Origin of the sequence: Janthinobacterium kumbetense (assembly GCF_023703445.1) — a bacterium.
GTDB classification, from domain to species: Bacteria; Pseudomonadota; Gammaproteobacteria; order Burkholderiales; family Burkholderiaceae_D; genus Janthinobacterium; species Janthinobacterium kumbetense.
On sequence record NZ_JAMQGR010000002.1, the window covers coordinates 157,709 to 182,031 of the forward strand.

At 62.5% G+C, this 24,323-nt stretch carries 26 protein-coding genes; 2 read left to right on the forward strand and 24 right to left on the reverse strand.

What is annotated here, in order from left to right; translation table 11 throughout:
- Positions 1-243: 243 nt before the first annotated feature.
- On the reverse strand, positions 244-1,200 hold the full coding sequence (gene bla, locus NCG91_RS08080; RefSeq protein ID WP_251349333.1) for a subclass B3 metallo-beta-lactamase: 957 nt from the start codon (positions 1,198-1,200) through the stop codon (positions 244-246).
- An 86-nt stretch (positions 1,201-1,286) separates the two neighbouring features.
- Here bla and NCG91_RS08085 point away from each other — a divergent pair, with 86 nt between their 5' ends.
- A complete protein-coding gene (locus NCG91_RS08085; RefSeq protein ID WP_251349334.1) occupies positions 1,287-2,144 on the forward strand; it encodes a metallophosphoesterase family protein in 858 nt (285 codons plus the stop codon).
- Here the strand turns inward: NCG91_RS08085 and NCG91_RS08090 are convergent.
- A complete protein-coding gene (locus NCG91_RS08090; protein WP_099665665.1) occupies positions 2,141-2,668 on the reverse strand; it encodes a dihydrofolate reductase family protein in 528 nt (175 codons plus the stop codon). The two genes, NCG91_RS08085 and NCG91_RS08090, sit on opposite strands and share 4 nt — an antisense overlap.
- A gap of 41 nt (positions 2,669-2,709) precedes the next feature.
- Between NCG91_RS08090 and NCG91_RS08095 the strand changes: the two genes are divergently transcribed.
- Positions 2,710-3,309 carry a TetR/AcrR family transcriptional regulator gene (locus tag NCG91_RS08095; protein WP_251349335.1) on the forward strand — a complete coding sequence of 200 codons (600 nt, stop codon included), beginning with the start codon at positions 2,710-2,712 and terminating at the stop codon, positions 3,307-3,309.
- Here the strand turns inward: NCG91_RS08095 and NCG91_RS08100 are convergent.
- The 22 genes from NCG91_RS08100 to NCG91_RS08205 form a co-directional block, all read right to left on the reverse strand.
- Entirely contained in the window at positions 3,306-4,085 is a 780-nt protein-coding gene (locus NCG91_RS08100) for an enoyl-CoA hydratase (protein ID WP_251349336.1), read from the reverse strand. The genes NCG91_RS08095 and NCG91_RS08100 overlap by 4 nt on opposite strands.
- A 73-nt stretch (positions 4,086-4,158) precedes the next feature.
- Positions 4,159-5,355: an acetyl-CoA C-acyltransferase gene (locus tag NCG91_RS08105; protein WP_251349337.1), complete on the reverse strand. Its 1,197-nt coding sequence runs from the start codon at positions 5,353-5,355 to the stop codon at positions 4,159-4,161.
- 60 nt (positions 5,356-5,415) lie between these two features.
- Positions 5,416-5,862, reverse strand: coding sequence for a PaaI family thioesterase (locus NCG91_RS08110; RefSeq protein WP_099665668.1), 447 nt, complete (start codon positions 5,860-5,862; stop codon positions 5,416-5,418).
- A 62-nt stretch (positions 5,863-5,924) separates the two neighbouring features.
- The gene (locus tag NCG91_RS08115) at positions 5,925-8,336 is read right to left on the reverse strand and encodes a 3-hydroxyacyl-CoA dehydrogenase/enoyl-CoA hydratase family protein (protein WP_251349338.1); all 2,412 of its coding nucleotides are present in this window, start codon (positions 8,334-8,336) and stop codon (positions 5,925-5,927) included.
- 14 nt (positions 8,337-8,350) lie between these two features.
- Positions 8,351-10,141 (reverse strand): acyl-CoA dehydrogenase C-terminal domain-containing protein, encoded by a 1,791-nt coding sequence (locus NCG91_RS08120; protein WP_034753387.1) that lies wholly within the window; start codon positions 10,139-10,141, stop codon positions 8,351-8,353.
- A gap of 78 nt (positions 10,142-10,219) precedes the next feature.
- Positions 10,220-10,822, reverse strand: a complete 603-nt coding sequence (locus tag NCG91_RS08125) for a TetR/AcrR family transcriptional regulator (protein ID WP_070278980.1) — start codon at positions 10,820-10,822, stop codon at positions 10,220-10,222.
- A 258-nt stretch (positions 10,823-11,080) separates the two neighbouring features.
- Entirely contained in the window at positions 11,081-11,470 is a 390-nt protein-coding gene (locus tag NCG91_RS08130) for an RNA-binding S4 domain-containing protein (protein WP_099665670.1), read from the reverse strand.
- Positions 11,467-12,630: a cardiolipin synthase ClsB gene (gene clsB / locus NCG91_RS08135; protein ID WP_099665671.1), complete on the reverse strand. Its 1,164-nt coding sequence runs from the start codon at positions 12,628-12,630 to the stop codon at positions 11,467-11,469. Before clsB ends, NCG91_RS08130 begins: the two co-directional genes overlap by 4 nt.
- A 9-nt stretch (positions 12,631-12,639) precedes the next feature.
- Positions 12,640-13,461 carry an endonuclease/exonuclease/phosphatase family protein gene (locus NCG91_RS08140; RefSeq protein WP_251349339.1) on the reverse strand — a complete coding sequence of 274 codons (822 nt, stop codon included), beginning with the start codon at positions 13,459-13,461 and terminating at the stop codon, positions 12,640-12,642.
- A gap of 72 nt (positions 13,462-13,533) precedes the next feature.
- The gene (locus NCG91_RS08145; RefSeq protein WP_046682130.1) at positions 13,534-13,827 is read right to left on the reverse strand and encodes a hypothetical protein; all 294 of its coding nucleotides are present in this window, start codon (positions 13,825-13,827) and stop codon (positions 13,534-13,536) included.
- Between the two features lie 19 nt (positions 13,828-13,846).
- Positions 13,847-14,311 (reverse strand): dihydroneopterin triphosphate diphosphatase, encoded by a 465-nt coding sequence (gene nudB / locus NCG91_RS08150; protein ID WP_251349340.1) that lies wholly within the window; start codon positions 14,309-14,311, stop codon positions 13,847-13,849.
- Positions 14,312-14,398: 87 nt separating this feature from the next.
- The gene (gene aspS, locus NCG91_RS08155) at positions 14,399-16,201 is read right to left on the reverse strand and encodes an aspartate--tRNA ligase (RefSeq protein ID WP_180278639.1); all 1,803 of its coding nucleotides are present in this window, start codon (positions 16,199-16,201) and stop codon (positions 14,399-14,401) included.
- A gap of 63 nt (positions 16,202-16,264) precedes the next feature.
- Positions 16,265-16,906: a DUF502 domain-containing protein gene (locus tag NCG91_RS08160; RefSeq protein WP_077398981.1), complete on the reverse strand. Its 642-nt coding sequence runs from the start codon at positions 16,904-16,906 to the stop codon at positions 16,265-16,267.
- A 40-nt stretch (positions 16,907-16,946) separates the two neighbouring features.
- On the reverse strand, positions 16,947-17,255 hold the full coding sequence (locus NCG91_RS08165; RefSeq protein WP_077398979.1) for an FmdB family zinc ribbon protein: 309 nt from the start codon (positions 17,253-17,255) through the stop codon (positions 16,947-16,949).
- Positions 17,256-17,334: 79 nt separating this feature from the next.
- Positions 17,335-17,937: a methyltransferase gene (locus tag NCG91_RS08170; protein ID WP_251349341.1), complete on the reverse strand. Its 603-nt coding sequence runs from the start codon at positions 17,935-17,937 to the stop codon at positions 17,335-17,337.
- A gap of 19 nt (positions 17,938-17,956) precedes the next feature.
- On the reverse strand, positions 17,957-19,528 hold the full coding sequence (gene ubiB, locus NCG91_RS08175) for a ubiquinone biosynthesis regulatory protein kinase UbiB (protein WP_099665676.1): 1,572 nt from the start codon (positions 19,526-19,528) through the stop codon (positions 17,957-17,959).
- Positions 19,525-20,163 (reverse strand): ubiquinone biosynthesis accessory factor UbiJ, encoded by a 639-nt coding sequence (locus NCG91_RS08180; RefSeq protein ID WP_251349342.1) that lies wholly within the window; start codon positions 20,161-20,163, stop codon positions 19,525-19,527. Before NCG91_RS08180 ends, ubiB begins: the two co-directional genes overlap by 4 nt.
- 152 nt (positions 20,164-20,315) lie before the next feature.
- Positions 20,316-21,260, reverse strand: coding sequence for a Tim44 domain-containing protein (locus NCG91_RS08185; protein WP_251349343.1), 945 nt, complete (start codon positions 21,258-21,260; stop codon positions 20,316-20,318).
- Between the two features lie 42 nt (positions 21,261-21,302).
- Positions 21,303-22,037: a bifunctional demethylmenaquinone methyltransferase/2-methoxy-6-polyprenyl-1,4-benzoquinol methylase UbiE gene (gene ubiE, locus NCG91_RS08190; RefSeq protein WP_034753359.1), complete on the reverse strand. Its 735-nt coding sequence runs from the start codon at positions 22,035-22,037 to the stop codon at positions 21,303-21,305.
- A 29-nt stretch (positions 22,038-22,066) separates the two neighbouring features.
- A complete protein-coding gene (locus tag NCG91_RS08195) occupies positions 22,067-23,308 on the reverse strand; it encodes an RNA polymerase sigma factor (protein WP_251349344.1) in 1,242 nt (413 codons plus the stop codon).
- Between the two features lie 2 nt (positions 23,309-23,310).
- Positions 23,311-23,655, reverse strand: a complete 345-nt coding sequence (locus NCG91_RS08200) for a YciI family protein (RefSeq protein ID WP_251349345.1) — start codon at positions 23,653-23,655, stop codon at positions 23,311-23,313.
- Between the two features lie 215 nt (positions 23,656-23,870).
- Positions 23,871-24,323, reverse strand: coding sequence for a gamma-butyrobetaine hydroxylase family protein (locus NCG91_RS08205; RefSeq protein WP_251349346.1), 453 nt, complete (start codon positions 24,321-24,323; stop codon positions 23,871-23,873).

The following is a 24,323-nucleotide window of genomic DNA, read 5'->3' on the forward strand; positions in this document are numbered from 1 at the left end:
GTCCAAAACAAAAAACCCCGGCGAGTTTCCTCACCGGGGTTTGAAGGACACCGGCTCGGGATCGGCAATGCTGCCGATGGCCCCGAGCGTCATGCGCGGGGCTAGTGGTCGTACAATTTGCTGCCAGCCTGCTCGAACATGGGTTTCCTTTCCTTTATCTGGTTAATCTGCACTGCGGACGCTGATTCTGCGCCGTATGCTGCAGTGCGTCAACCGCTTTTCATGGCGCATGCGCCAACGTTGTTATTTTGTCGCAGCCTCGCCAGTCATGGCTTGTTCCTTGGCGATGCGGGCGTCGAGCTTCGCTTCATTTTTGGCAGCGTAGTTGCTGCACGCCTGCGCATCGATGAAGGGATTCGGCGTGACGCCTTCCAGCAGTTGCGTGAGCTTGCGGTCGCCGCCGGAGTGGTCGGGGTGCGCCGAGATCAGGATGTCGCACGGCAGCCTGGCGAAGTCCTGCATGACGCGGCGAAAGGCCGGCGTCAGGTCCGCATGGCGTTCATCGGCCAGGTAGTGAAAGTCGTCGGCCGCCACCGGCGTGAGGCTCGCGCCAAACACCACGTTCAGGCACTCCTGGCGCTCCGCATCCTCGCACGACACCCAGGTCCAGCTGGTGCTGCCCGGCGTATGCCCAGGCGTATGGCGCGCCGTGATGGTCACGTCGCCCAGTTGCAGGGCTTCGCCATCGGCGATCTCGCGCACGTTGTCCACGGCCGGCATGGGATCGATTTCGCCCGCTTGCGGATCTGCGGCAAGCACCGCTCCCGCGCGCAGCGCCTCCGCTCCCAGCGGGCTGGCGATCACTTGCGCGCCGCTGTCGCGGGCCAGGGCGGCGATGCCGCCCGAATGATCGAAATGCGCTTCCGTACTCAGGATGAACTTGATGTCTTGCAGGCGAAAGCCCAGCTCGAGGATATGTTCCTTGATGGCGGCCACCGATTGCGGCAATGCGCCATCGATGAGGATCAAGCCTTCGCGCGTGTCGATCAGCACCACGCTCAAGCCGCCCACGCCCACGTAATACGTGTCGCCGTGGATGCGCGCCGGTTGCTGCGGGCGGTTCCACTGCGCCGCATACGGCGAGGCGATCGGCTGCGTCAGGGGATCGACGGCGGGCGTGGCGGCATGCGCCGTCAACGGCAGCGCCATGGCGGCCAGCGCGATACTGAGCAAGGTCTTGGGAAGGAAGAAAGGCGGCATGCGGCTCCAGGAAGATAGGCAGTATGAATCAATGCCACAGGGTAACGTCGCTACCCTCGCGCGGTCAAGCAGACGGACGTGGCGACTTGCGCTACGATAGAGGCCCATCGACTGCCGTGCGCCTTGCCGCGCCCAATGCCATGCGTTTGCTGATCCTGTCCGACCTGCACCTGGAAGTCTGGGGCGAAGACACGCCCGCCATCGACCTTGCCGCCTGCCGCCCCGACGTGGTGATCCTGGCCGGCGACATCGACACAGGCAGCAATGCCATCGCCTGGGCCGCGCGCACCTTCGGCGCCCTGCCCGTGCTATACGTGCATGGCAACCACGAAGGCTACGGCCACCAACTCGAACGCATGCAGGACGCCGTGCGCGACGCCTGCGCCAGCGCGAATGCGCACGGCGCCAACATCCGCCTGCTCGACGGCGACGCCGTGGTACTGAACGGCGTGCGCTTCCTCGGCGTCACGCTGTGGACGGATTTCCTGCTGTTCGGCGCGCAGCGCCGGGAAGAAGCGCTGAACGCGGCGCAAGCCTACATGCCCGACTACAAGCGCATCAGCACGGGCGGCGACACGCCCCGCCTGCTGTGCGCCAGCGACACGGCGCAGCTGCACGCGCAGCACCGCGCCTGGCTGGAGCGGCAGCTGGCGCAACCGTTCGATGGCAAGACGGTCGTCATCACGCACATGGCGCCATCGATGCTGTCGGTGGAAGCGCAGTATGCAGACAACCTCGGTTCGCCCGCCTTCGCCTCGCAGCTGGACGCGCTGGTGGCGCAAGCGAACCTGTGGGTGCATGGCCACATGCATGCCTCGCTCGACTACCGCATCCAGGACTGCCGCGTGGTCTGCAACCCCTGCGGCTACAAACGGCCGGACGGCACGCCCGAGAACGAACGTTTTGACACAGGCTTCATCGTCGACCTGGCCAGCGCGGCTTAACGTTTTCCATAGCGCAGCTGCACCACGCCGCTGGGCAGCTGGCGCGTGCCGTCCAGGCGCCAGTCGCTGCGCGGCAAGCCATCCTCGAACAGGCGCACGCCCCGGCCCAGCACCACGGGCAGCACGGACAAGGTGACACTGTCGACGACACCGTCGCGCAAGCCGGCGCGGATGACCGCACCGCCATCGAGGTACACGTGGCGGCAGCCTTCCGCTGCCAGTCCCTGCAGCACTTCCCGCACGCTGCCTTCGCGGCGCTGCTCGCCATGGCGCGGCGCGAAGTCGCGGTGGCTCAAGACCACCACGCGCTTGCCCGCATACGGCCACGGCTCGAAGCCCAGCACGGCGTCATACGTGGTGCGCCCGATCAGCAGGGTATCGACCTGCTCCATCAATTGCGTGTAGCCGGTGGCCTCGGGCGAGTCGGGGGCCAACTCGGCCAGCCAGGACAGGTCGCCGTTTTCCCCGGCGATGCAGCCATCGAGGCTGATGCCGAGAAAAACGCTGACGAAAGGTTTTTGCATGAGTGCTCCTTGATTTAATTCTACGGTGTAGAATTATGCCCATGAAAACCCTAAAACTTCAAGCCATGGAATCTCCCGTGCGCCGAGCGGGTCGTCCCCGTCGCGCCCTGCCCGCACTGGACAACGCCAGCATCCTGCACGCGGCCCTGGCCCTGCTGGAAGAAAAAGGCGAGGCGTTTTCCATGCGCGCGCTGGCACAGAGCCTGGGCGTCGACGCCATGGCCCTGTATCACTACTACGCGGGAAAAGAGGAATTGTTGCTGGCCTTGATGGCGCAACGTTTTGCCGCGCTCGACCCACGCCAGCCGCCGTTTACGCGGCGCCAGGCAGCGCCACGGCGTGTGCTGGCGCTGTGCGCGCTGTACCTGGAACTGGTCAGCGCCACGCCGTATTTCGTGCGCCTGATGGCGCGCGGACTGGTGGAGCAAGCCGACGTGGCCGAGCGGTTTATGGCACTGTTCGAGCTGGCCGTCGACGGTCTCGCGCTGGACAAGAAAACCCGCTTGCGCGGGCGCGATGCGCTCGTCGATTTCCTGCACGGCTATGCGCTGGCGGGCAGGCCGGTGGGCGAGACGCAGTGGCACGCCTCGGTTTCCCTGATCCTGGCCGGCATGCAGGCCAGTGTTGAAACAAGCGCTTAATTGAACTGCTTGAAATCCGGCTTGCGCTTCTGGAAGAAGGCCGTAAACGCTTCCTTCGCCTCGGCGCCGCCCAGCATGGCGCTGAACAGTTTGTTTTCGTCGGCGATGGCGGCCTTCATCGGCTCCATGCGGCTTTGCTTCATCAGGCGCTTGGTGGCGCGGATCGAGGCGGCCGGCAGGGCCACCAGCTTGGCAGCCTGGCCTTGCGCGAAGGTCATCAGCTCGTACAAGGGCACGACCTTCGACACGAGGCCCATTTCCAGCGCCTCGCTTGCCGGGAAGGACTCGCCCAGCATCAGCTTTTCCGCCGCGCGCGGGTAGCCGGCCAGTTGCGTGAGCAGCAGGCTGGAACCGAATTCCGGGCACAGGCCCAGCTGCGTGAACGGCATCGAGAAGCTGGCATTGTCGGCCGCGTAGACCAGGTCGCAATGCATCAGCAGGGTGGTGCCGATGCCGATGGCCGGGCCGGAAACGGCCGCCACCACGGGCTTGCTGCTGCCGTACAGGGCACGCATGAACTGGAACACGGGCCGGTCGTGGTCGAGCGAGCCATCCTTCGGGCGCGCTGTCTTCATGAAGTCATCGAGGTCGTTACCGGCCGTGAAAATCTCGCGCTTGCCGCAGATCAGGATGGCGCGCACGTCGTCGTCCGTCTCCGCCGCCACCAGCGCATCGGCCAGGGTCTGGTACATGGCGCCCGTGATCGCATTCTTGCGTTCCAGGCGGTTGAATTCCAGGGTCAGAATGCCCTCGCTCTTGCTGCACACAATATCCATGTCGTCTCCAAAAAGATAAAGGGCGCCGGGGTAATCCCGCAGCGCCCTGTTTTATTGCTTTAGCCCGTCGAACTTAGACGCGCTCGAAGATGCCTGCTGCGCCCATGCCGGCGCCCACGCACATCGTGACCATGCCGTACTTCTGCTTGGTACGCTGCAGCGCGTGGATCACGGTGGCTGCGCGGATGGCGCCGGTGGCGCCCAGCGGGTGGCCCAGGGCGATCGCGCCGCCCATCGGGTTGACCTTCGATGGATCCAGACCCAGGTCGCCGATGACGGCCAGCGCCTGTGCGGCAAACGCTTCGTTCAGCTCGATCCAGTCCAGCTGGTCTTGCGTGATGCCGGCGGCGGCGCATGCTGCAGGAATGGCGAATTTCGGACCGATGCCCATGATTTCCGGCGGCACGCCGCGCACGGCGAACGAGGAGAATTTCGCCAGCGGGGTCAGATTATGCTCGCGCAAGATTTTTTCGCTGACGATCAGCAGCGCGCCGGCGCCGTCGGACATCTGCGAGCTGTTGGCGGCCGTGACGGAACCCTTGGCCGCGAAGACCGGTTTCAGTTTTGCCAGCGACTCCATCGACGAATCGGCGCGCGCGCCTTCGTCGGTGTCGACGGTGCGGCGCGTCACATCAACCTGGCCGGAAGCCAGGTTCGGCGTGCGCGTGATGATTTCCACAGGCGTCGTTTCCGCCTTGAAGAAACCGGCTTGCTGCGCGGCGATGGCGCGGCGGTGCGATTCGACGGAGAACGCGTCCTGCTGTTCGCGCGACACTTTCCATTGCTGCGCCACTTTTTCGGCCGTCAGGCCCATGCCGTAAGCCATGCCGATGTTCTCGTCGCTGAACATGTCGAGGTTCATCGACGGATGGTGGCCCATCATCGGCACCATCGACATCGATTCGATGCCGCCGGCGATCATCACGTCGGCTTCGCCCACGCGGATGCGGTCGGCCGCCATGGCGATGGCCGTGATGCCCGAAGCGCAGTAGCGGTTGACGGTGACGCCGCCCACGGTTTTCGGCAAGCCGGCCAGCAGTACCGAGTTACGCGCGATATTGAAGCCCTGCTCCGCTTCCGGGAACGAGCAGCCGATGATGGCGTCGGTGATCAACGCCGGGTCCAGGCCAGGCGCTTGCGCCAGGGCCGATTGCAGCACGCGCACCAGCAGGTCGTCCGGGCGGGTGTTTCTGAACATGCCGCGCGGCGCCTTGCCGATCGGGGTGCGGGTTGCAGAGACGATGTACGCGTCTTGAAGTTGTTTGCTCATTTTATGCTTTCAAAGATGTTGAACGAGGTTCGTGTTCTGTCGAATGTCCGGGGTAGAGGCTTATCGCTTCTGCGACAAATACCAGTCCACCGTCACCTGTGCCGCCAGCGTGCCTTCGGAGTCGAAGATATCGACTTCCACGGGAAACGCCACCTTGCCGTCCTGCGCCAGCTGCGCCTTCAGTGCAGCCAGGTCGCCCGGTACCCGGCCTTCGGCGCGCGTCGCGCCCCGGGCCACCTTCTGGTACTGGATGCGCGACTCCTTGGCCACCGGGCGCAAGCCCAGTATCAGCTCGGCGAAGCCGCCAGCCATGGCAGCGCCGGAAGCCGTTTCGGCCAGGGTAAACAAGGCGCCCGCATGCTGCGTGCCCAGGTGATTATTCAGTTTTGGATCTTCCGGCAGCGACACCTTCGAGGTGCCGGCGCCGATGTCGTCGATGCTGATCCCCAGCAGCCGCACGAAGGGCAAGGTGTCCATCATCTGTTGTTTGATACGGTCATACACCATGCTTGGCCTCACGCGCAGTAATACTCTAAAAACCAGGGACAGGATCGTCATCGACGTTGTGCTTAGTTGCGTACCGGTTTACCGGTTTGCATCATGCCCATGATCCGTTCCTGGGTTTTCGGATGGTTCAACAGCTCCAGGAATGCCTTGCGTTCCATATCCAGCAGCCACTGTTCGCTGACGAAGCTGCCCTGGTCCACGTCGCCGCCCGATACGATCTCGGCGATCATCTCGCCCAGCTTGAAATCGTGCGCCGAAATGAAGCCGCCGTCGCGCATGTTGACCAGCTGCGCCTTGATGGTGCCCCAGCCGTAACGGCCCGTCACCTGGATCAGCGACGGCAGTTGCGGACGGAAGCCCGCGTCGAACATGGCGCGCGCTTCGACCTTGGCCACGTGCAGCAGCTCATAGGCGTTGAACACGATCACGTCGTCTTCCTTCAGGTAGCCCATTTTCTTCGCTTCCAGCGCCGATTTCGACACGTTGGCGGTAGCTGCATTGGTGAAGCCCGTTTTCAGGAATTGCAGGATGTCGTTACCCTTGGCTTCCTTGTAGGCGCGCTGCGCCGCTTCCTTCAGGCCGCCGCCGGCTGGAATCAGGCCCACGCCCACTTCCACCAGGCCGATGTACGACTCGATCGAGGCCACGCGCTTCGACGCATGCAGCGCCAGCTCGCAACCGCCGCCCAGTGCCAGGCCAGCGACCGCGGCGATCACCGGCACGTTCGCGTATTTCAGCGACATGAAGGTGTTCTGCAGTTCGGCGATGATCGGATCGACGGCTTTCACGCCGCCTTGCATGAACGCCGGCAGGGCCGATTGCAGGTCGGCGCCGGCCGAGAAGGCGCCGCCTTCGGCTGCGTCGGCGTGCCAGATCACCAGGCCCTTGAAGTTCTTTTCCGCTTCGGCCAGCGCCAGTTTCAGGCCATTGATCACGCCTTCGCCGATCACGTGCATCTTCGTCTTGAACGAGATGATCAATACATCGTCGCCCGTATGCCAGACGCGCACGGATTCGTCTTCGAAGACGGTGGTGCCGGCGGTCTTGCCGTCGATGGCGCCGCTGCCCAAGTTGGTGCCAAAAACGGGCGCGCGGAACGGCTGGCGGTCGTACACGGCCAGGGTCGAACGTGGCACGAAGCTGTTCGACACGGCGGAGTACGAGCCTTCCGGCGTGTGCACGCCGCCTTGTTCAGCGACCGGGCCTTCGAAGACCCAGGCTGGCAGCGGTGCATTGCACAGCGCGTGGCCGGCGTCGATGTCTTCCTTGACCCAGTTGGCCACTTGCAGCCAGTTCGATGCCTGCCACGTTTCAAACGGACCCACGTTCCAGCCGAAGCCCCAGCGCATGGCGAAGTCGATGTCGCGCGCATTGTCGGCCACGGTGTCCAGATGGATGGCGATGTAGTGGAAAGCGTCGCGGAAGATCGCCCACAGGAACTGGCCTTGCGGGTTCGTCGATTCGCGCAGCGCCTTCATCTTCTTGACCGGATCCTTTTCCTTCAGGATGCGGGCGATGATGTCGGCAGCCTTGGCGCCGCCGGCCACGTATTCACCGGTGGCGAAGTCCAGGCGTTGGATTTCCTTGCCGACCTTCTTGTAGAAACCTGCGCCGCTCTTCTGGCCCAGCGCGCCTTTTTCCACCAGCGATGCCAGGACGGCCGGCGTCTTGTAGACGGCAGCGAACGGGTCGTTCGGCAGGTAGTCCTGCATGGTCTTGATCACATGGCCCATGGTGTCCAGGCCCACCACGTCCGCCGTGCGGAAGGTGCCGGACTTGGCGCGGCCCAGCTTGGCGCCCGTCAAATCATCGACGACGTCCACGGACAGGCCGAATTTTTCGGCTTCGTGCACGATGGCCAGGATGCCGAACACGCCAACGCGGTTGGCGATGAAGTTCGGCGTGTCTTTGGCGCGGACCACGCCCTTGCCCAGGGTGGTGGTCAGGAAGCCTTCCAGCTGGTCGGCGATCTGCGGCTTGGTGAACTCGGTCGGGATGATCTCGACCAGGTGCATATAGCGCGGCGGGTTGAAGAAGTGCACGCCGCAGTAGCGCGATTTCAGGTCGGCGTCGAAGCCTTCGGCCAGCTTGGTGATCGACAGGCCCGAGGTGTTCGAGGCGAAGATCGCGTTCGGGCCGATGTGCGGGGCCACCTTCTGGTACAGGTCGTGTTTCCAGTCCATGCGCTCAGCGATGGCTTCGATGATCAGGTCGCAACCGGCCAGCAGGTCCAGGTTGTCTTCGTAGTTGGCGACCTGGATCAGCGCGGCGTCATCCTTGTTGCCCAGCGGCGCAGGCGACAGCTTTTTCAGGTTCTCGATGGCGCGCAGCACGATGCCATTCTTCGGGCCTTCCTTGGCCGGCAGGTCGAACAGCACGACCGGCACTTTCGCGTTGATGCAATGGGCGGCGATCTGCGCGCCCATCACGCCGGCGCCGAGGACGGCTACTTTTTTAACGATGAAATTGGTCATATTTTCCTCAAGTCTTAGAACAGGTCTGCGTCGAGTGCCATCAGGTTGGCCGAACCGGAACGCGCCTGACGGATCAGGGTTGCCGTTTCAGGCTGCAAACGGGCGAAGTAGAAACGTGCGGTAGCCAGTTTGGCGGTGTAGAACTTGTCGCCGCTGGATTCTTTTTCGAGGGCGATCTTGGCCATCTGCGCGAACAGGTAGCTGTAGATCATGTGGCCGACGACGCGCAGGTAAGGCACGCATGCCGCGCCCACTTCGTCCGGATTCTGGAATGCCTTCATGCCGATTTCCATGGTCAGCTTGGTGACTTTGTCGCCCAGGTCGCCCAGTGGCGTAACGAATTCGCTCATCGCTTCATCGGTACCGTTGTCTTCGACGAAAGCCTTGATCTTTTCGCCGAACTTGCGCAGCTTGGCGCCGTTGTCGCCCAGGATCTTGCGGCCCAACAGGTCCAGCGACTGGATCGTGTTCGTGCCTTCGTAGATCATGTTGATGCGCGCGTCGCGCACATACTGCTCCATGCCCCATTCCGAGATGTAGCCATGGCCGCCGAACACTTGCATCGCGTCCGAAGTGGCGATCCAGGCGTTGTCGGTGATGAAGGCCTTGATGACAGGCGTCAGCAGCGCCACTTCATCGGCCGCTTCCTTGCGCACGTCGGCGTCTGGGTGGTGCAGTTCGCGGTCGATCTGCAGCGCCACATAGGAGGTGAAAGCACGCGCGCCTTCGGCGTAGGCTTTACCGGTCAACAGCATGCGGCGCACGTCAGGGTGCACGATGATGCGGTCGGCCGGCAGTTCCGGGTTCTTGATACCGGACAGCGAACGCATTTGCGTGCGGTCCTTGGCGTAGATCAGCGCGTTCTGGTAAGCGATTTCCGTCAGGCCCAGCGACTGCATGCCCACGCCCAGGCGGGCCGCGTTCATGAAGACGAACATGGCGTTCAGGCCCTTGTTCGGCTGGCCGATGATCCAGCCTTTCGCGCCGTCCAGGTTCATCTGGCAGGTCGAATTGCCGTGGATGCCCATTTTTTCTTCGATGGCGCCGCAGGTGATCGGGTTGCGCTCACCGACCGTGCCATCCGCGTTCGGCAGGAATTTCGGCACCAGGAACAGCGAAATGCCTTTCGAGCCTTCCGGCGCGTCCGGCACGCGGGCCAGCACCAGGTGCAGGATGTTTTCCGCCATGTCGTGCTCGCCGGCCGAGATGAAGATCTTGTTGCCGGTGATGGTCCAGGAACCGTCCGCCTCAGGCAGCGCTTTCGAGCGCAGCAGGCCCAGGTCGGTGCCGCAGTGCGGTTCGGTCAGGCACATGGTGCCCGTCCATTCGCCCGACACCAGCTTCGGCAGATACACTTCCTTCTGGTGGTCGGTGCCGTGTTCCTTCAGGCACTCGTAGGCGCCGTGCGACAGGCCTGGGTACATGGACCAGGCCTGGTTCGACGAGTTCAGCATTTCATAGAACGAATTGTTCAGCACGACAGGCAAGCCCTGGCCGCCATATTCCGGATCGCACGCCAGGGCCGCCCAGCCGCCTTCAACGTACTGCTTGTAGGCTTCCTTGAAACCTTTCGGCGTGGTCACGCTTTTCGTGACGGGGTCGTGGTGGCACCCTTCGCGGTCGCCGGAGTGGTTCAGCGGGAACAATACTTCGGAGGTGAATTTGCCGCCCTCTTCCAGCACCTGGTTGATGATGTCGGCATCGACGTCGGCGTACGACGGCATTTGCTTCAGTTCTTCTTCCACTTGCAGGAACTCATGCAGGACGAATTGCATATCCCGGATTGGCGCGACGTATTGACCCATAATTTTCTCCTGAAGGCGATTAGCTAAAGTGTTGTACTTGTAAGTGCGTGTGCGTTGTTGCGGATACTGCCTGACGGCTTATTTGCTTGTGACGGAATTCTGGTACGACGCCAGCAGGCGGACAAAACCCGCTTGCGCCCGTTCGATGCTGCCCGGCACGCGCAGGAAGCGCGCATCGTGATGCAGGGCCAGGATCAGGCCATACATCTCGTACACCAGCTGCTGGGCATCCGTGTCCGCTTTCAGGTCGCCCGTGGCGATCGATTGCTCGACACAGCGCAGCAGCGCGCCCTGCCAGGCCCGCACCATGGCCACCAGGGCTTCACGGATGGGACCGGGACGGTCGTCATACTCGACGGCGCCGCTGATATAGATACAGCCCGATGCGATTTCCACGCTGACCCGCTTGACCCAGCGCGCAAACATCGATTGCAGGCGCTGGATGCCGCGTGGTTCTTTCATGCTGGGAAAAAAGACTTCTTGCTCGAAACGATAGTGGTAAAGCTTCAGCACTTCCATCTGCAAGTCTTCGCGCGAGCCAAAGTGGGCAAACACGCCCGACTTGCTCATGTTCATTTTGTCCGCAAGCAACCCAATGGTCAGGCCTTCCAGGCCGTCGCGGCTGGACAAGTCCAGCGCCACGTCGAGGATGGCTGCACGGGTCAGTTCGCCCTTGCGCATGAATTTGACTGAAGTATTCAAGAGGTCCGTTCTAAAAGTGATGTTGCCGATTTGGCGGACTGAAGCGAGGGTAAAAAAAAGCACGCTTCGAAAAAATCCGAACGCTCGTACTATTATCCACTACCACGTAAAAGTCAAACGGGAACTTTAGAGCCGGCGTTCTATTGGTGCAGCGCAGCATTTTCAGGCTGCGTGTTTACAGCGATTTCAGGAGGGCAAAAGCGTCGCGCGCCCTTGCCGCTCCACATCAGGCGAGCCTCAGGAAAGGTCGCCTGCCTTGCTCAATTGACGGCGATCGCGCTTGGTCGGCCGCCCCTTGATGGTGGTGCCTGGCTCGCGGAACAGCTTGCGCTCCTCGGCCAGCTGCTCGCGGCGGGCGATGCTGGCCGGCGTTTCCCCGTACAGCAGGCGCGCCACAGGCGCCGCGCCGCGCTTGTCGGACAAGCCCAGCACGGCCACTTCCCATGTCTCCGCGCCATTGTCGATGGCCAGCTCGTCACCCAAGCGCAGGCTGCGCGCCGGTTTCACACGCTCGCCGCCCACTTTAACTTTCCCCGTGTCGACGGCCTCGCTGGCCAGCGAGCGCGTCTTGAAGAAGCGCGCCGCCCACAGCCATTTGTCCAGCCTTACCGTTGTCATCTCATTCATGCGTACTTGCCTACTGAAAAAATGCGCATCACCAGCCGGTACACGAGAAACGCGGCTTCATAGCCGATGCGCCGGAAACGGCCGATGTGCTTGAAATCATCCTGGTGAATCACGATGCCGTCGGCGACACCCTGCTCGATGTGCTGGCGCAAGCTTTGCGCGAACGCCACATCCTTGATGACCACGTTCGCTTCCTGGTTCAGGAACAGGCTCAGCGCATCGATGTTGCTGGAACCGACCGTCGCCCAGTCATCGTCGACGACGGCCACCTTGGCGTGCAGCTGCGTCTTGCGGTATTCGACGATTTTCACGCCGGCGGCCAGCAGCTTCGGATAAAACGAATGCGCCACGGCGTCCTGCATGCGGAATTCGCCCACGCCGATCAACAGCACCACGTCCACGCCCCGCTGGGCCGCCTGGGCCAGGGCGCGGCGCAGCTTGTGGCCGGGCGCGAAATACGGGTTGGCCAGCATCACGCTTTTCCTCGCCTGGCCCAGCGCCTGCAGATAGGCGCGCTGGATGGTGCGGCGGTTGCGCAGGTTATCGCGCACGACAAAGCCGGCCACCACCGGGTTCTTCGCCAGCTCCTTGCTGACGACGCGCATCTTGCGGTACAGCTTGATACGCCGCACCAGGTTCATCTTGCCCAATCTTGCCCACTGCGCCTGCACTTCCTCGTGGATGGCGTCCACCAGCGGGCCCTTCACCTGCACGGCGAAATCCCAGCGCGGCGCTTCCAGGCTGATGTTGTGGTCGTAGTCGCAAAACATGTCGTCGTTGATATTGATGCCGCCCACCAGCGCGATTTCGCCATCGGCCACGCAAATCTTGCGGTGCGTCCGCGTGATGCCGCGCCGGAACCACGGATTGAAGATGCGGTGGTGCACGCCCGCCGCTTCCAGCTCTGCATGCATGGCGTTGACCCGGCGGTTGCCCGTGCCGAACCAGTCCGTGATCATGCACACCAGCACGCCGCGCGCGGCGGCACGCTTGAGCGCATCGAGCACCAGGGCGCCCGTGGCGTCGTCGGCAAAGATATACGTTTCAAAATACACTTCCGAGCGCGCGCCGTCGATGGCGGCGATCAAGGCTGGAAAGTAATCGGTGCCGCAATACAGCAGCTGGATGTCGTTGTGGGCGATGAAATTGACTGTGCGCATGCCGGCAGTCTACGCGAGTTTCAAAGCAGCAACTATCGGCGCGTGGTCCGACAGTTTGGCCCACAGGGTGCCGTGCATCACTTGCGCGCCTTCCACGTGGAAACCGCGCACATAGATGCGGTCCAGGCGGAACCACGGCAAGGCGGCGGGAAAGGTGCGCGCCGGCACGGGGATCGGCGTTTTCGTCTGGCGCCGCGCCAGGGTGCGCACCAGGTCGCCCAGGGCCGAGTTCGACGCGCGCTGGTCAAACACTTCCACCACGCCAAGCGCATTGCGCAGCTTGTCGCTGAGCGTGTTGCGCCAATCGTTGAAATCGCCCGCAATGATGACGGGCTCGCCATTCGGCGCCGATTCCATGACGGCGTCGATCAGCGCCTGCGTCTGGCGGCCCCGCCCCGACTCGAACAGGCCCAGGTGGACGACGTAGCAATGCACGTCGGCCTGCGGCGTCTTGAGCACGCAATGCAGGATGCCGCGTTGCTCGTAGGCATGGTCGGACACGTCGTGGTTGGTTTGCGAAGCGATGGGAAACTTGCTCAGCAAGGCGTTGCCATGGTGGCCATGGTCATATACGGCATTCATGCCGTAGGCGGAATGGTGCTCGGGGCCGGCAAAGAACTCGTGCTGCGACGCTTCCGGCCAATGCTTGTGGCCGTTTTTCTCGGCGCCATAGCGGGCCGCGTTGCGGTCGTGCTTGCCTTGCACCTCTTGCAAAAAGACAACATCGGCATGGAACAGGGCAATCGCCTGCTTTAAAGCATGCACGCGGGGCAAGCCCCGCACGGAGGAGACACCCTTGTGTATATTATAAGTTGCTACGCGGATTTTCATGCATTGATTCTACTCCCAGACAGGCCCCGCGCGGCGCCGGCGTAGGTGCGCGTGCGCACCTAAAACCCACAATCAGGCCAGCATGCGTCCCACGCCCGCCGTCACGCTGACGATCAGCGCCGTGATGCCCGCCGCCCAGACGATCTTGACCAGCAACGGCGCGCCGCGCCAGGCCACGGTGCGCTTGCCCTTGGCAAACGCACCCGGGTGCAGCAGCCAGCCGATGGCCATCAGCGGCATGCCGATCGGCGGCGTGCGGCCGGGCACGGTGGAGCTGAACAGCAGGAAGATAAAGCACAGGCAAAAAACGATGCCCAGGGTGCCCAGCAGTTTTTGCTGCGCAGTCAAATGTAACCAGTTCAACATGGAATGCTTTCTAGGGAAATCAGGTGGGACGCGCCAGACCCGTCATGGCCGGCAATTGCAAGATCGCTTCCGCGTTGGACGACGAGAAACAGCGGTCGGCCGCCGCCAAGTAAGGCAGCCACGCATGCTGCAAATGCTCGCGCGGACTCAGGGTGACGGCGATGTCGCGCGGCACTTGCACGCTGAACACGTGTTCCGTGTTGCGCGTCACGCCCGGCGCATAGCGGTGGCGCCAGATCGGATAGATCTCGTACACATTCGACAAGTTCCAGTCGCGCAGCACGATATCGTGCCCATCGACAACGATGCCGGTTTCTTCCGCCAGTTCGCGCGCGGCCGTCTGCAGCAGCGGTTCGTCGACAGCGTCGACGGAACCCGTCACGGATTGCCAGAAACCGGGTTGGCCCGCGCGCTCGATCAGCAAGACGTCTAGGTCAGCCGTATGGATGACGACCAGCACGGAAACGGGAATTTTATGGCTCATATCAAGAATGAAAAAGGCGCCTCGCAGCGCCTTTTTTTGCCTCAGCAAGTAGAACGGTAGCGGCTGCCTGGGCAGCCGCATGCTTCATTACACTACTTTTGGCTCGGTGCTGCGCAAACGGATGTGCAGTTCACGCAGTTGCTTCTCGTCAACTTCCGACGGCGCATGGGTCAGCAAATCTTGCGCGCGCTGGGTTTTCGGGAAAGCGATCACGTCGCGGATCGATTCGGAACCCGTCATCATGGTCACGATACGGTCCAGGCCGAATGCCAGGCCGCCATGCGGTGGCGCGCCGTATTGCAGGGCGTCGAGCAGGAAGCCGAATTTCAGCTGCGCTTCTTCGGCGTCGATCTTCAACGCGCGGAAGACCTTGCTTTGCACTTCTTCGCGGTGAATACGGATCGAACCGCCACCCAGTTCCCAGCCGTTCAAGACCATGTCGTAGGCCTTGGCGATGCAGGCGCCCGGATCGCTTTCAAGCATGTCTTCATGGCCGTCTTTCGGCGCCGTGAATGGATGGTGGGTCGCCGTCCAGCGGTCCGCTTCTTCGTCATGCTCGAACATCGGGAAGTCGACCACCCACAATGGCTTCCACACGTCTTCGAACAGGCCGGCTTTCTTGCCGAATTCGCTGTGGCCGATTTTCACGCGCAGCGCGCCGATGGCGTCGTTGACGACCTTGGCCTTGTCCGCGCCGAAGAAGATCAGGTCGCCGTCTTGCGCACCCGTCTGCTCCAGGATCGTGGCCAGCACGTCGGCAGGCAGGAACTTGACGATCGGCGACTGCAATCCTTCAGGGCCCTTGGCTTTCTCGTTGACCTTGATGTAAGCCAAGCCCTTGGCGCCGTAGATGGCGACGAACTGGGTGTAGGCGTCGATTTCCGAACGGGGCATGCTGCCGCCTTGCGGTACGCGCAGGGCGACCACGCGGCCGCCCTTCATGTTGGCGGCGCCGTTGAAGACCTTGAATTCGACCGACTTCATGACTTCGGTCAAGTCCGTGAAGGCCAGCTTGACGCGCATGTCCGGCTTGTCGGAGCCGTACAGGCCCATTGCTTCGGCGAAATCCATCACCGGGAACGGGTTCGGCAAGTCGATGTTCAGCGTGTTCTTGAAGACGACGCGGATCATGTCTTCGAACAGGTCGCGGATTTCCTGTTCCGTCAGGAACGAGGTTTCGCAATCGATCTGCGTGAATTCAGGCTGGCGGTCAGCGCGCAAGTCTTCGTCGCGGAAGCACTTGGTGATCTGGTAATAACGGTCGAAGTTGGCGACCATCAACAGTTGCTTGAACAACTGTGGCGATTGCGGCAAGGCAAAGAAGCTGCCCGCGTTCACGCGCGACGGCACCAGGTAATCGCGCGCGCCTTCTGGCGTCGACTTGGTCAGCATCGGCGTTTCGATGTCGATGAAGCCCAGCGCGTCGAGGTACTTGCGCACTTCCATCGTCACCTTGTAGCGCAGGCGCAGGTTGTTTTGCATTTGCGGGCGGCGCAGGTCCAGCACGCGGTGCGTCAGACGCGTCGTTTCCGACAGGTTGTCGTCGTCCAGCTGGAACGGCACGGGCACGGAAGGGTTCAGCACTTCCAGCTCCGAGCAGACCACTTCGATCTTGCCCGATTTCAAGTTGTTGTTGATCGTGCCTTCGATACGGTTGGTCACGACGCCCGTCACGCGCAGGCAGAATTCGTTGCGCACGGCTTCGGCGACCTTGAACATCTCCGCTTGTTCCGGGTTGCAAACGATTTGCACCAGGCCTTCACGGTCGCGCAAGTCGATGAAAATCAGGCTGCCGTGGTCGCGGCGGCGATGTACCCAGCCGCACAGGCTGACGGTTTGTCCCAGCATGGCTTCGGTAACGAGGCCGCAGTATTCAGTACGCATAGACATAAAATTCTCAGTTCAGGTTAGTGAGTGTTCAATCCGGCCACGTCCCGCATGGGACGCCTGCCTTTATTCTTTGGCTGCCGGGGCCGGTACAGCAACAACTTCCGCAGGCGCCACCACGCCCATCGAGACGATATATTTGAGCGCCGCATCGACGCTCATGTCGAGTTCGACGACATCGCTGCGCTTCATCATCAGGAAAAAGCCCGATGTCGGATTCGGCGTCGTCGGCACGTACACGCTGACATAGTCGCCCACCAGGTGGTTTGCCGCATCGCCGCCCGGCACGCCGGTCAGGAAAGCGATGGTCCAGGAGTTCTGGTGCGGATACGGCACCAGCACGGCCTTGCGGAAGGCATTGCCCGACGGGGAAAACAGGGTATCCGACACTTGCTTGACGCTCGAATACAGGGAATTGACGATGGGTATGCGTTGCAGCAATTTTTCCCACAGTTTCACCACGTAATTGCCGACCAGGTTATTCGTCAGCAAGCCCGTGAAGAACACGATCAGTACCGTCAATACCGTGCCCAGGCCGGGAATGGTGCTCAGCGCGGGAATCTGGCGGCCGAACCAGACGCTGGGCTGCGTACTGCCGGGCACCAGCAACAGCGACTGGTCCATCGTGCTGATGACCAGATTCAGGACCCAGGCCGTAATGGCCAGGGGCACCAAAATCAGTAATCCGGTAATAAAGTATTTACGCATCGGTTTCTCGGTAAGGGATCGTATCGGCGCGGCGCGCTTTTCAGTCCGCTTTCGGCGCAGCGGCAGCCGGGGCGGGCGCAGGGGCCGCGGCAGGCGCGCTCTCTGCTGCCGGGGCGGGTTTGGCGTTATCGGCCGGGCCCGTCGGAATGGCCGTGGTGGGCGCCGTGCCGCCGCGGAAATCGGTCGCGTACCAGCCGGTGCCCTTCAATTGGAAACCGGCGGCCGTCAATTGCTTCTTGAAACTGGGCTTGCCGCACGACAGGCACACCGTCAGTACTGGATCGGAGATCTTTTGCAAGACGTCCTTGGCAAAACCACACTCGTCACAACGGTAAGCGTAAATCGGCATCTCTACTCCGAGAAAATCATCAAAAACCCTGAATTATAAAGCTTTTCCTTTGTCGCCAGCGGAAATTGCCCCGCCCGCCTCAGTCCGCCCGGCGGCGCCAGCTCATCCAGCGCTCCTTGCCGGCGAAGACGGCGATGGAATCGTCGACGGCGTCGTCGGCCAGGCAATCGAAATGCGGCGCCAGCAATTCCTGCAGTGTCTCACGCGATATGCCGAACGGCGGCCCCTTGGCATTGTCGTCAAAGAAGAAATAGCCGGCCAGCATGGCACCGGGCGCCAGCAGCTGCGCCCAGCGGGCCGCCACTTGCGGCCACATGGCGCGCGGCATGGCGCACAGGAAAGCCCGTTCATAGATCAGGTCCAGCGGCGCATCGGGTTCCCAGGCAAAGAAATCCGCTTCCACCACCCGCCCTGCCCGCTCACCCAGCTGGATGCGCGCGGCCGCCACGGCGGCCGGTGAAAAGTCGATGGCCGTAGCATCCCAGCCGTGTTCCAGCATGAAGACCAGCTCATACGCCGAGCCGCAGCCGGGAATCAGGCAGCGCAGCGGCGCCGGGCTGCCGGCAACGAAGCGTCGCAGGCGCGCGGGCACGCCGCCGTGGTCCCAAGGCGTGAATTGCTTCTCGAAACGCTCGTCCCAGAAGGCGGGCGAGAGCGGGTCGCGGGTATGGAAGTCAGCCATCACTTACGTCCTCAGCCAGTTAAAACGGCAGTTGATGCCAGCGCATGAACACTTGCAAGCCCAGCGCGCCGAGCGCGAAAGCGCCCACGAAGTAGACGATAAAGCTCAGCAGGCGGTTCGTCTGGCGTTGCTCTGCGAGCAAGGTTTTCATCAGTTCCACCTCGTTTTCGCGCGGTTCGCCATGCACCGTCAAGGCCTGGTGCAGCAAGCGCGGCAGTTGCGGGAAGATGTGCGCGTAGCGGGGCGCCTCCGCGCGCAGGCGCTCCATGAAGCCTTGCGGCCCCACCTGGTTGCTCATCCATTTTTCCAGGTAGGGCTTGGCCGTTTGCCACAGGTCCAGTTCCGGGTCCAGCTGGCGGCCCAGGCCCTCGATATTGAGCAGGGTCTTTTGCAGCAGCACCAGTTGCGGCTGCACTTCCACATTGAAGCGGCGCGAGGTCTGGAACAGGCGCAGCAACACTTGCCCAAAAGAAATATCTTTCAGCGGACGGTCGAAGATGGGCTCGCAGCAGGCGCGCACGGCCGCTTCCAGCTCATCGACGCGCGTATCCTTCGGCGCCCAGCCCGATTCGATATGCGCCTCGGCCACGCGCTTATAGTCGCGGCGGAAGAAAGCGAGGAAGTTTTGCGACAGATAATCCTTGTCGTAGTCGTTCAGGGTGCCGACGATGCCGAAGTCCAGCGCGATGTAGCGGCCGAAGGATTCGGGCGCGATCGACACGAGAATATTGCCCGGATGCATGTCCGCATGGAAAAAGCCATCGCGGAACACTTGCGTGAAGAAAATCTCCACGCCATCGCTGGAGAGTTTACGCAAATCCACGCCGGCCGCCACCAGGCGCTCCGTCTGCGACACGGGAATCCCATACATGCGTTCCATGACGATGACGCTGCTGGAACAGTAATCCCAGTGCATTTCCGGCACCAGCAGCAAGTCCGAGTTGGCGAAGTTGCGGCGCAGCTGGCTAGCGTTGGCCGCCTCGCGCATCAGGTCCAGCTCGTCGTGCAGGTATTTGTCGAACTCGCCCACCACCTCTTTCGGTTTCAGGCGCTTGCTGTCGGCCCACAGGCGGCTGGTCCAGTCGGCGGCGATATGCATCAGGGCCACGTCTTCGTCGATCAGCTTTTTCATGCCTGGACGCAAGACCTTCACGGCCACTTCGCGGCCATCTTTCAGGGTGGCGAAGTGCACCTGGGCAATCGAGGCGGACGCCACCGGTTCGCGCTCGAAGCGGGCAAACAATTGATCCGGGTGCGCGCCCAGGGACTTGGTGATCTGGGCGACGGCCAGGTCGGAATCGAACGGCGGCACCCGGTCTTGCAGGCGCGCCAGCTCTTCGGCGATGTCGAGCGGCATCAGGTCGCGCCGGGTCGACAGCACCTGGCCAAATTTGACGAAAATCGGACCCAGCTCTTCCAGCGCCAGGCGTAGGCGCAAGCCCCGCGGCGACGACAGGTCACGCCAGAAAATCAGGGTATCGATCAATTTGGCGGTGCGGGGAACTTGCAGACCAGAAATCGCTATCTCATCCAGGCCGTACTTGATGGAAACACGGATGATTTTAAACAGGCGCAGGAATTTCAATATCATGTAGACAAATCCGGTGAGGAGGGCTGCGGCTGGACGGCGGCGACCGCCTTTTCCAGCCGGGCAAGGCGCTTGGCCAGGCGTTCGACGTCATCGCGCACGCGTGTCACGCCAGCGGAATACTCTTGCAGGGTAGAAGGACGGATCAGCATGGGCTGTTCGTCGAGAAAATATTCGGCCACGTTTTCCGCCAGCTTTTGCTGGCCCGTGCGCACAAAGGCGGCCGCATCCTTCGCGCCGGAAACGAGGCGCGTGGCCAGCATGGGGCCGACGACCTTTTCCAGGTCGTGCTCGGCCTCCCAGCGCAAGCCCTTGCTCAATTGGGAAATCGCATTGGCAAACTCGGCATCGCCTTCGATCTTGACGTAGGAGAACGCCCGCTCGCGGTTTTGCAGGATCAGCGGCACGTCGGACAATTTCACGCGGATGGTGACGTTGGCCGGCATGTCGGCCGGCGCCGCTTCCAGCATGCCGGCGCTGTCGACGCGCAGACGCAAGGCCACGGCGCCCGTGTCGATGCAGGCCAGCTTGCCGGCGTGCACGGCCAGTTGCTGGCGCGCCCACGGCTCCTGCGCCAGCAAGTGGTTGATTGTCGCGATGACGGGCGTCATCAGGGAGAGATCGGAAAGTGGTGCCATCTATATACTGCGCGCCGCGCGCGCCCCCAAAAAGAAAAAACCGCCCATCAAACAAGGTGGGCGGTTTCGATCTTACCAGTTCAGCAGGAAATATCTGTCAAGCATCATGCATTCCGCATGGACTTAAGCCATTATTCAGCAAGTTTTTACAATTAATTCAATTGCTGGATGCCTGCCAGAACCCAGCCGCTATTGCCGCTGACGGGTTTCGACATATTCCACACTTCCGCGAACGGTTCCGCTGCGGCGCCCGGCGCCGAACGGATCAGGCCCGTAAACTTCACGCTGGCCAGGTAGTCGTTGACGCTCGTTTCGATCCCCAGCAGTTCGGCATCGACGGTGACGACATCCGTAAAGTCTGGCTGCGCGCCCCGTTCCTGGATTTGCATGCGCAGTTCCGCATACACTTCCGGCGACGTGAATTCGCGGATATCGTTGACGTCCGCCTTGTCCCAGGCCGCTTGCAGGCGAATGAAATTGCTTTTCGCGTGGCGCAGGAAGGCGTCCTTGTCGAAGTCGCTTGGTACGCCCCATGGCGCGGCAGCCGGCGCCGGCTTGTCCAGGCCTACGCCGGACGAGACGGGTTGCAGCGGCGGCAGCGGCGGGATGCGCGAACCGATGTCAGGCACGTTGCCCGCTGGCGCAGGCTGGTTGCCGCCAAAACCGGCAAACGGCGCATTGCCGCCGGCATTATTGTCGCGTTTGCCACGTACCATGCGGTAGATGAAGAACGCCACGCCGGCCAGCAAGGCCACCATCAACAGGGTGCTGATCATGCTGGCCAGGGCGCCGCCCAGGCCAAAGTGCGACAGCAAGGCGCCCAGACCCAGGCCCAGCAAGGCGCCGCCCAGCAAGCCCTTCCAGCGGCTCGGTGCCTTGGCGGCAGGGGCCGGCGCGGGGGCTGGCGCAGGTTGCGCCTGGCGTGGCGCGGCGGCCGGCGCCGGGGTTGGTGCCGGAGCAGGCGCCTGGCGGCCCACGTTTTGCGACTGGCGGCCAAACGAACGGCCACCGCCCATGGGACGGGCCAGCGCCTCGCCCAGCATGGATACCGTGGTCGCGGCCAGCATCATGCCGACCATAAATTTCTTCAATTTCATTCCATCTCCTAAAATCACCGGCTTGGTGAGTTACAGCTTGAGTTACATCTTGATGCCGGTATGCAAAGCGGCAATGCCTGCCGTCAAATTGTAGTACTGCACCCGCTCCAGGCCCGCCGTTTCCATCATGGTCTTCAGCGTTTCCTGGTCCGGATGCATGCGGATCGATTCTGCCAGGTAGCGATAGCTTTCCGCGTCGCCGGCGATTTTCTGTCCGAACCACGGCAAGACCGAGAACGAATACAGGTCGTACGGCTTTTGCAGGGGCGCCGCCACCTTGGAAAACTCCAGCACCAGCAGCTTGCCGCCCGGTTTCAGCACGCGGCGCATTTCCGCCAGCGCCACATCCTTGTGCGTCATGTTGCGCAAGCCAAAGGCCACGCTGACCCGGTCGAAATAATTGTCGGGGAATGGCAGTTTTTCCGCGTCACACAACAAGGTGGGGGTGAGCAAGCCGCGATTCAAGAGGCGGTCGCGGCCTACGCGCAACATCGATTCATTGATATCGGTCAACCAGACTTCGCCGGTAGGGCCCGCCTGCTTGGCGAACGCCTTCGACAGGTCGCCCGTGCCGCCGGCGATGTCGAGCACCTTGAAACCGGGGCGCACGCCCGCGTTGGCAATGGTAAACGTCTTCCACAGACGGTGCAGCCCGCCCGACATCAAGTCGTTCATCACGTCGTATTTGGCAGCGACGGAATGGAACACCTTGGCGACTTCGCGCACTTTGTCGTCTTCTGCAACTGTTTTGTATCCGAAATGGGTCGTATTGGTCATGGTAGGCAGTCTGTTTGAACTTGGGAGCATTATACAAGCGGCAGGCGCATTTCCCCGTGACGCCGGAGAAGGTATTGCCTTTCCACTGCATTCGCAGCCAGCATGGCTGCCCGGGCATACGCCGCCAGCGCTCTTGGGCGGTCGCCCTGGCGGCGCAGCAAGTCGGCCCGGGCCGCGTGCAGATAATGCGAATTGGCAAGGCTTGGCACAGCTTCCAGGCGTTCGAGCCACGCCAGGCCGTGCTCTGTGCCATGCGCCATCGCGCAGGCGATCACGGCATTGAGCAAGATCAAGGGTTCCGGCTTGTGCCGCAGCAAGGCGCCATACAGGGCGCTGATCTGGCGCCAGTCCGTCTGGCTGGCCGTGACGGCCCTGGCGTGCAGGGCGGCAATTGCCGCCTGCAACTGGTATGGCCCCGGCGCGCACGCCGGCAAGGCTTGCGCCAACACGGCCAGCCCTTCGGCAATCAAATCCGCCTGCCACAGGCGGCGGTCCTGCTCTTCCAGGGTCAACAACTGGCCTGCGGGCGAGAGGCGGGCCGGGCCGCGCGACGCTTGCAACAGCAGCAAGGCCAATAGCCCCTGTACTTCCGGCTGGCCGGGCTGCAGGCTGTCGAGCAGCCGCCCCAGGCGCAGCGCTTCCGCGCACAGGTCGGCGCGCAGCAGGCTATCGCCGCCGCTGGCGCAATAGCCTTCGCTGAACACCAGATAAATCACGTGCTGCACTTGCGCCAGCCGTTGCGGCCAATCCTGGGCCGGCGGCAACTCGAAAGGGATGCGCGCTTCGGCGATCTTGCGCCTGGCGCGCAATAGCCGCTGCGACAGGGCCGCTTCCGCCACGCCGAAGGCGCGCGCGATCTCTCCCGTGGACAAGCCACACAGGGTGCGCAAGGCCAGCGCCACCTGCGCCTCGGGCGCCAGCGCGGGATGGCAGCAGATGAACAGCAGGCGCAGGCGGTCGTCCTCGATGGCTTGCGTTTCATCAAGCATGGCCGCCGGCAGACAGGACAGCACGGCCTCGGCCTCGCTGACGCTCTTGCCCGCGCGGCGCACGTGATCGAGGCCCGCGTTGCGCGCCACCGAGCTGAGCCAGGCCGCGGGATTGGACGGGATGCCCGCCTGCGGCCACAGTTCCAGCGCCTTGCGGCACGCTTCCTGCAACACATCTTCCGCCAGGCCCAGGTCGCCGAAACGCCGCATCAGGCCGGCCAGCACCCTGCCCTTTTCCTGGCGAAAGACGTGTTCGACGGCCGCAATGGCGTCGCCGGCCATGTTTATGCCGTGACAGGCCGCACTTCGATGGTGCCCAGGGAAGCCGCCGGGCAACGCCCGGCCCAGGCCAGCGCCTCGTCCAGGTGGGCGCAGTCCAGCAGGTAATAGCCGCCCAGCTGCTCCTTGGTTTCCGCGAACGGCCCATCCGTGATGACAGGCTTGCCGTTTTGCACACGCACGCTGGTGGCGTTGCGCACAGGCGCCAGCTCGGCGCCGCCGCGCATCACGCCCGCCGCCTCCAGGTCCTGCGTATAGCTGACAAAGTCGGCCATCAGGCTGGCCATCTGGCCCTCTTCCATGGCGGCATAGCGCGCCTCGTCGGCGTAGATCAGGATCATGTATTCCATAGTCTCTTCTCCAAAAGAAAAATGCCCGCAAGCGCGGGCATCCATACGACGAACGGGGCGGCGGCAATCCGACAAGATTACCGCATTATTTTTTCTAAACACCTAAAAAACCGTAGCGAGCGGAAGCAAGTTGTGGCCGAGAAGCGGAACTGTGCTTGAGCACAGTGAGCATCGGCGGCCGCAAATGGCGACGCGCAGTAGGTTTTTCAGGTGTTTTAATGTTTGTGCCCGCAACTGGGTCCATGGACATGACCGCCGGAAGATTGCTTGACCGTCATGTCCGCCTTGGCGTCGCGGCCGCTGTCGCCCGGGTAACCGGCGGCTGCCAGGCGATCCAGGTAATCCTGCCACAGGGTCGCTTGCTCGGCGCCCAGCTTGTACAGATATGCCCAGGTGTACAGGCCGGAATTGTGGCCATCGCTGAAGGTGGGCTGCACGGCGTAGTTGCCGACCGGCTCCAGACCCGTGATGCCGACCAGACGCTTACCTAATTGCAAGGTTTCCTGGCCCTTGCCATGGCCCTGCACTTCGGCCGACGGCGAGTACACGCGCAGGTATTCGAACGGCAAGGCAAATTCGCTGCCGTCGTCGAACGCCACGTCGAGCACGCGCGACTGGTTGTGCACGATCAAGCCGGTGGGTTGGGGTGTTGCTGCTTTTTCAGTCAT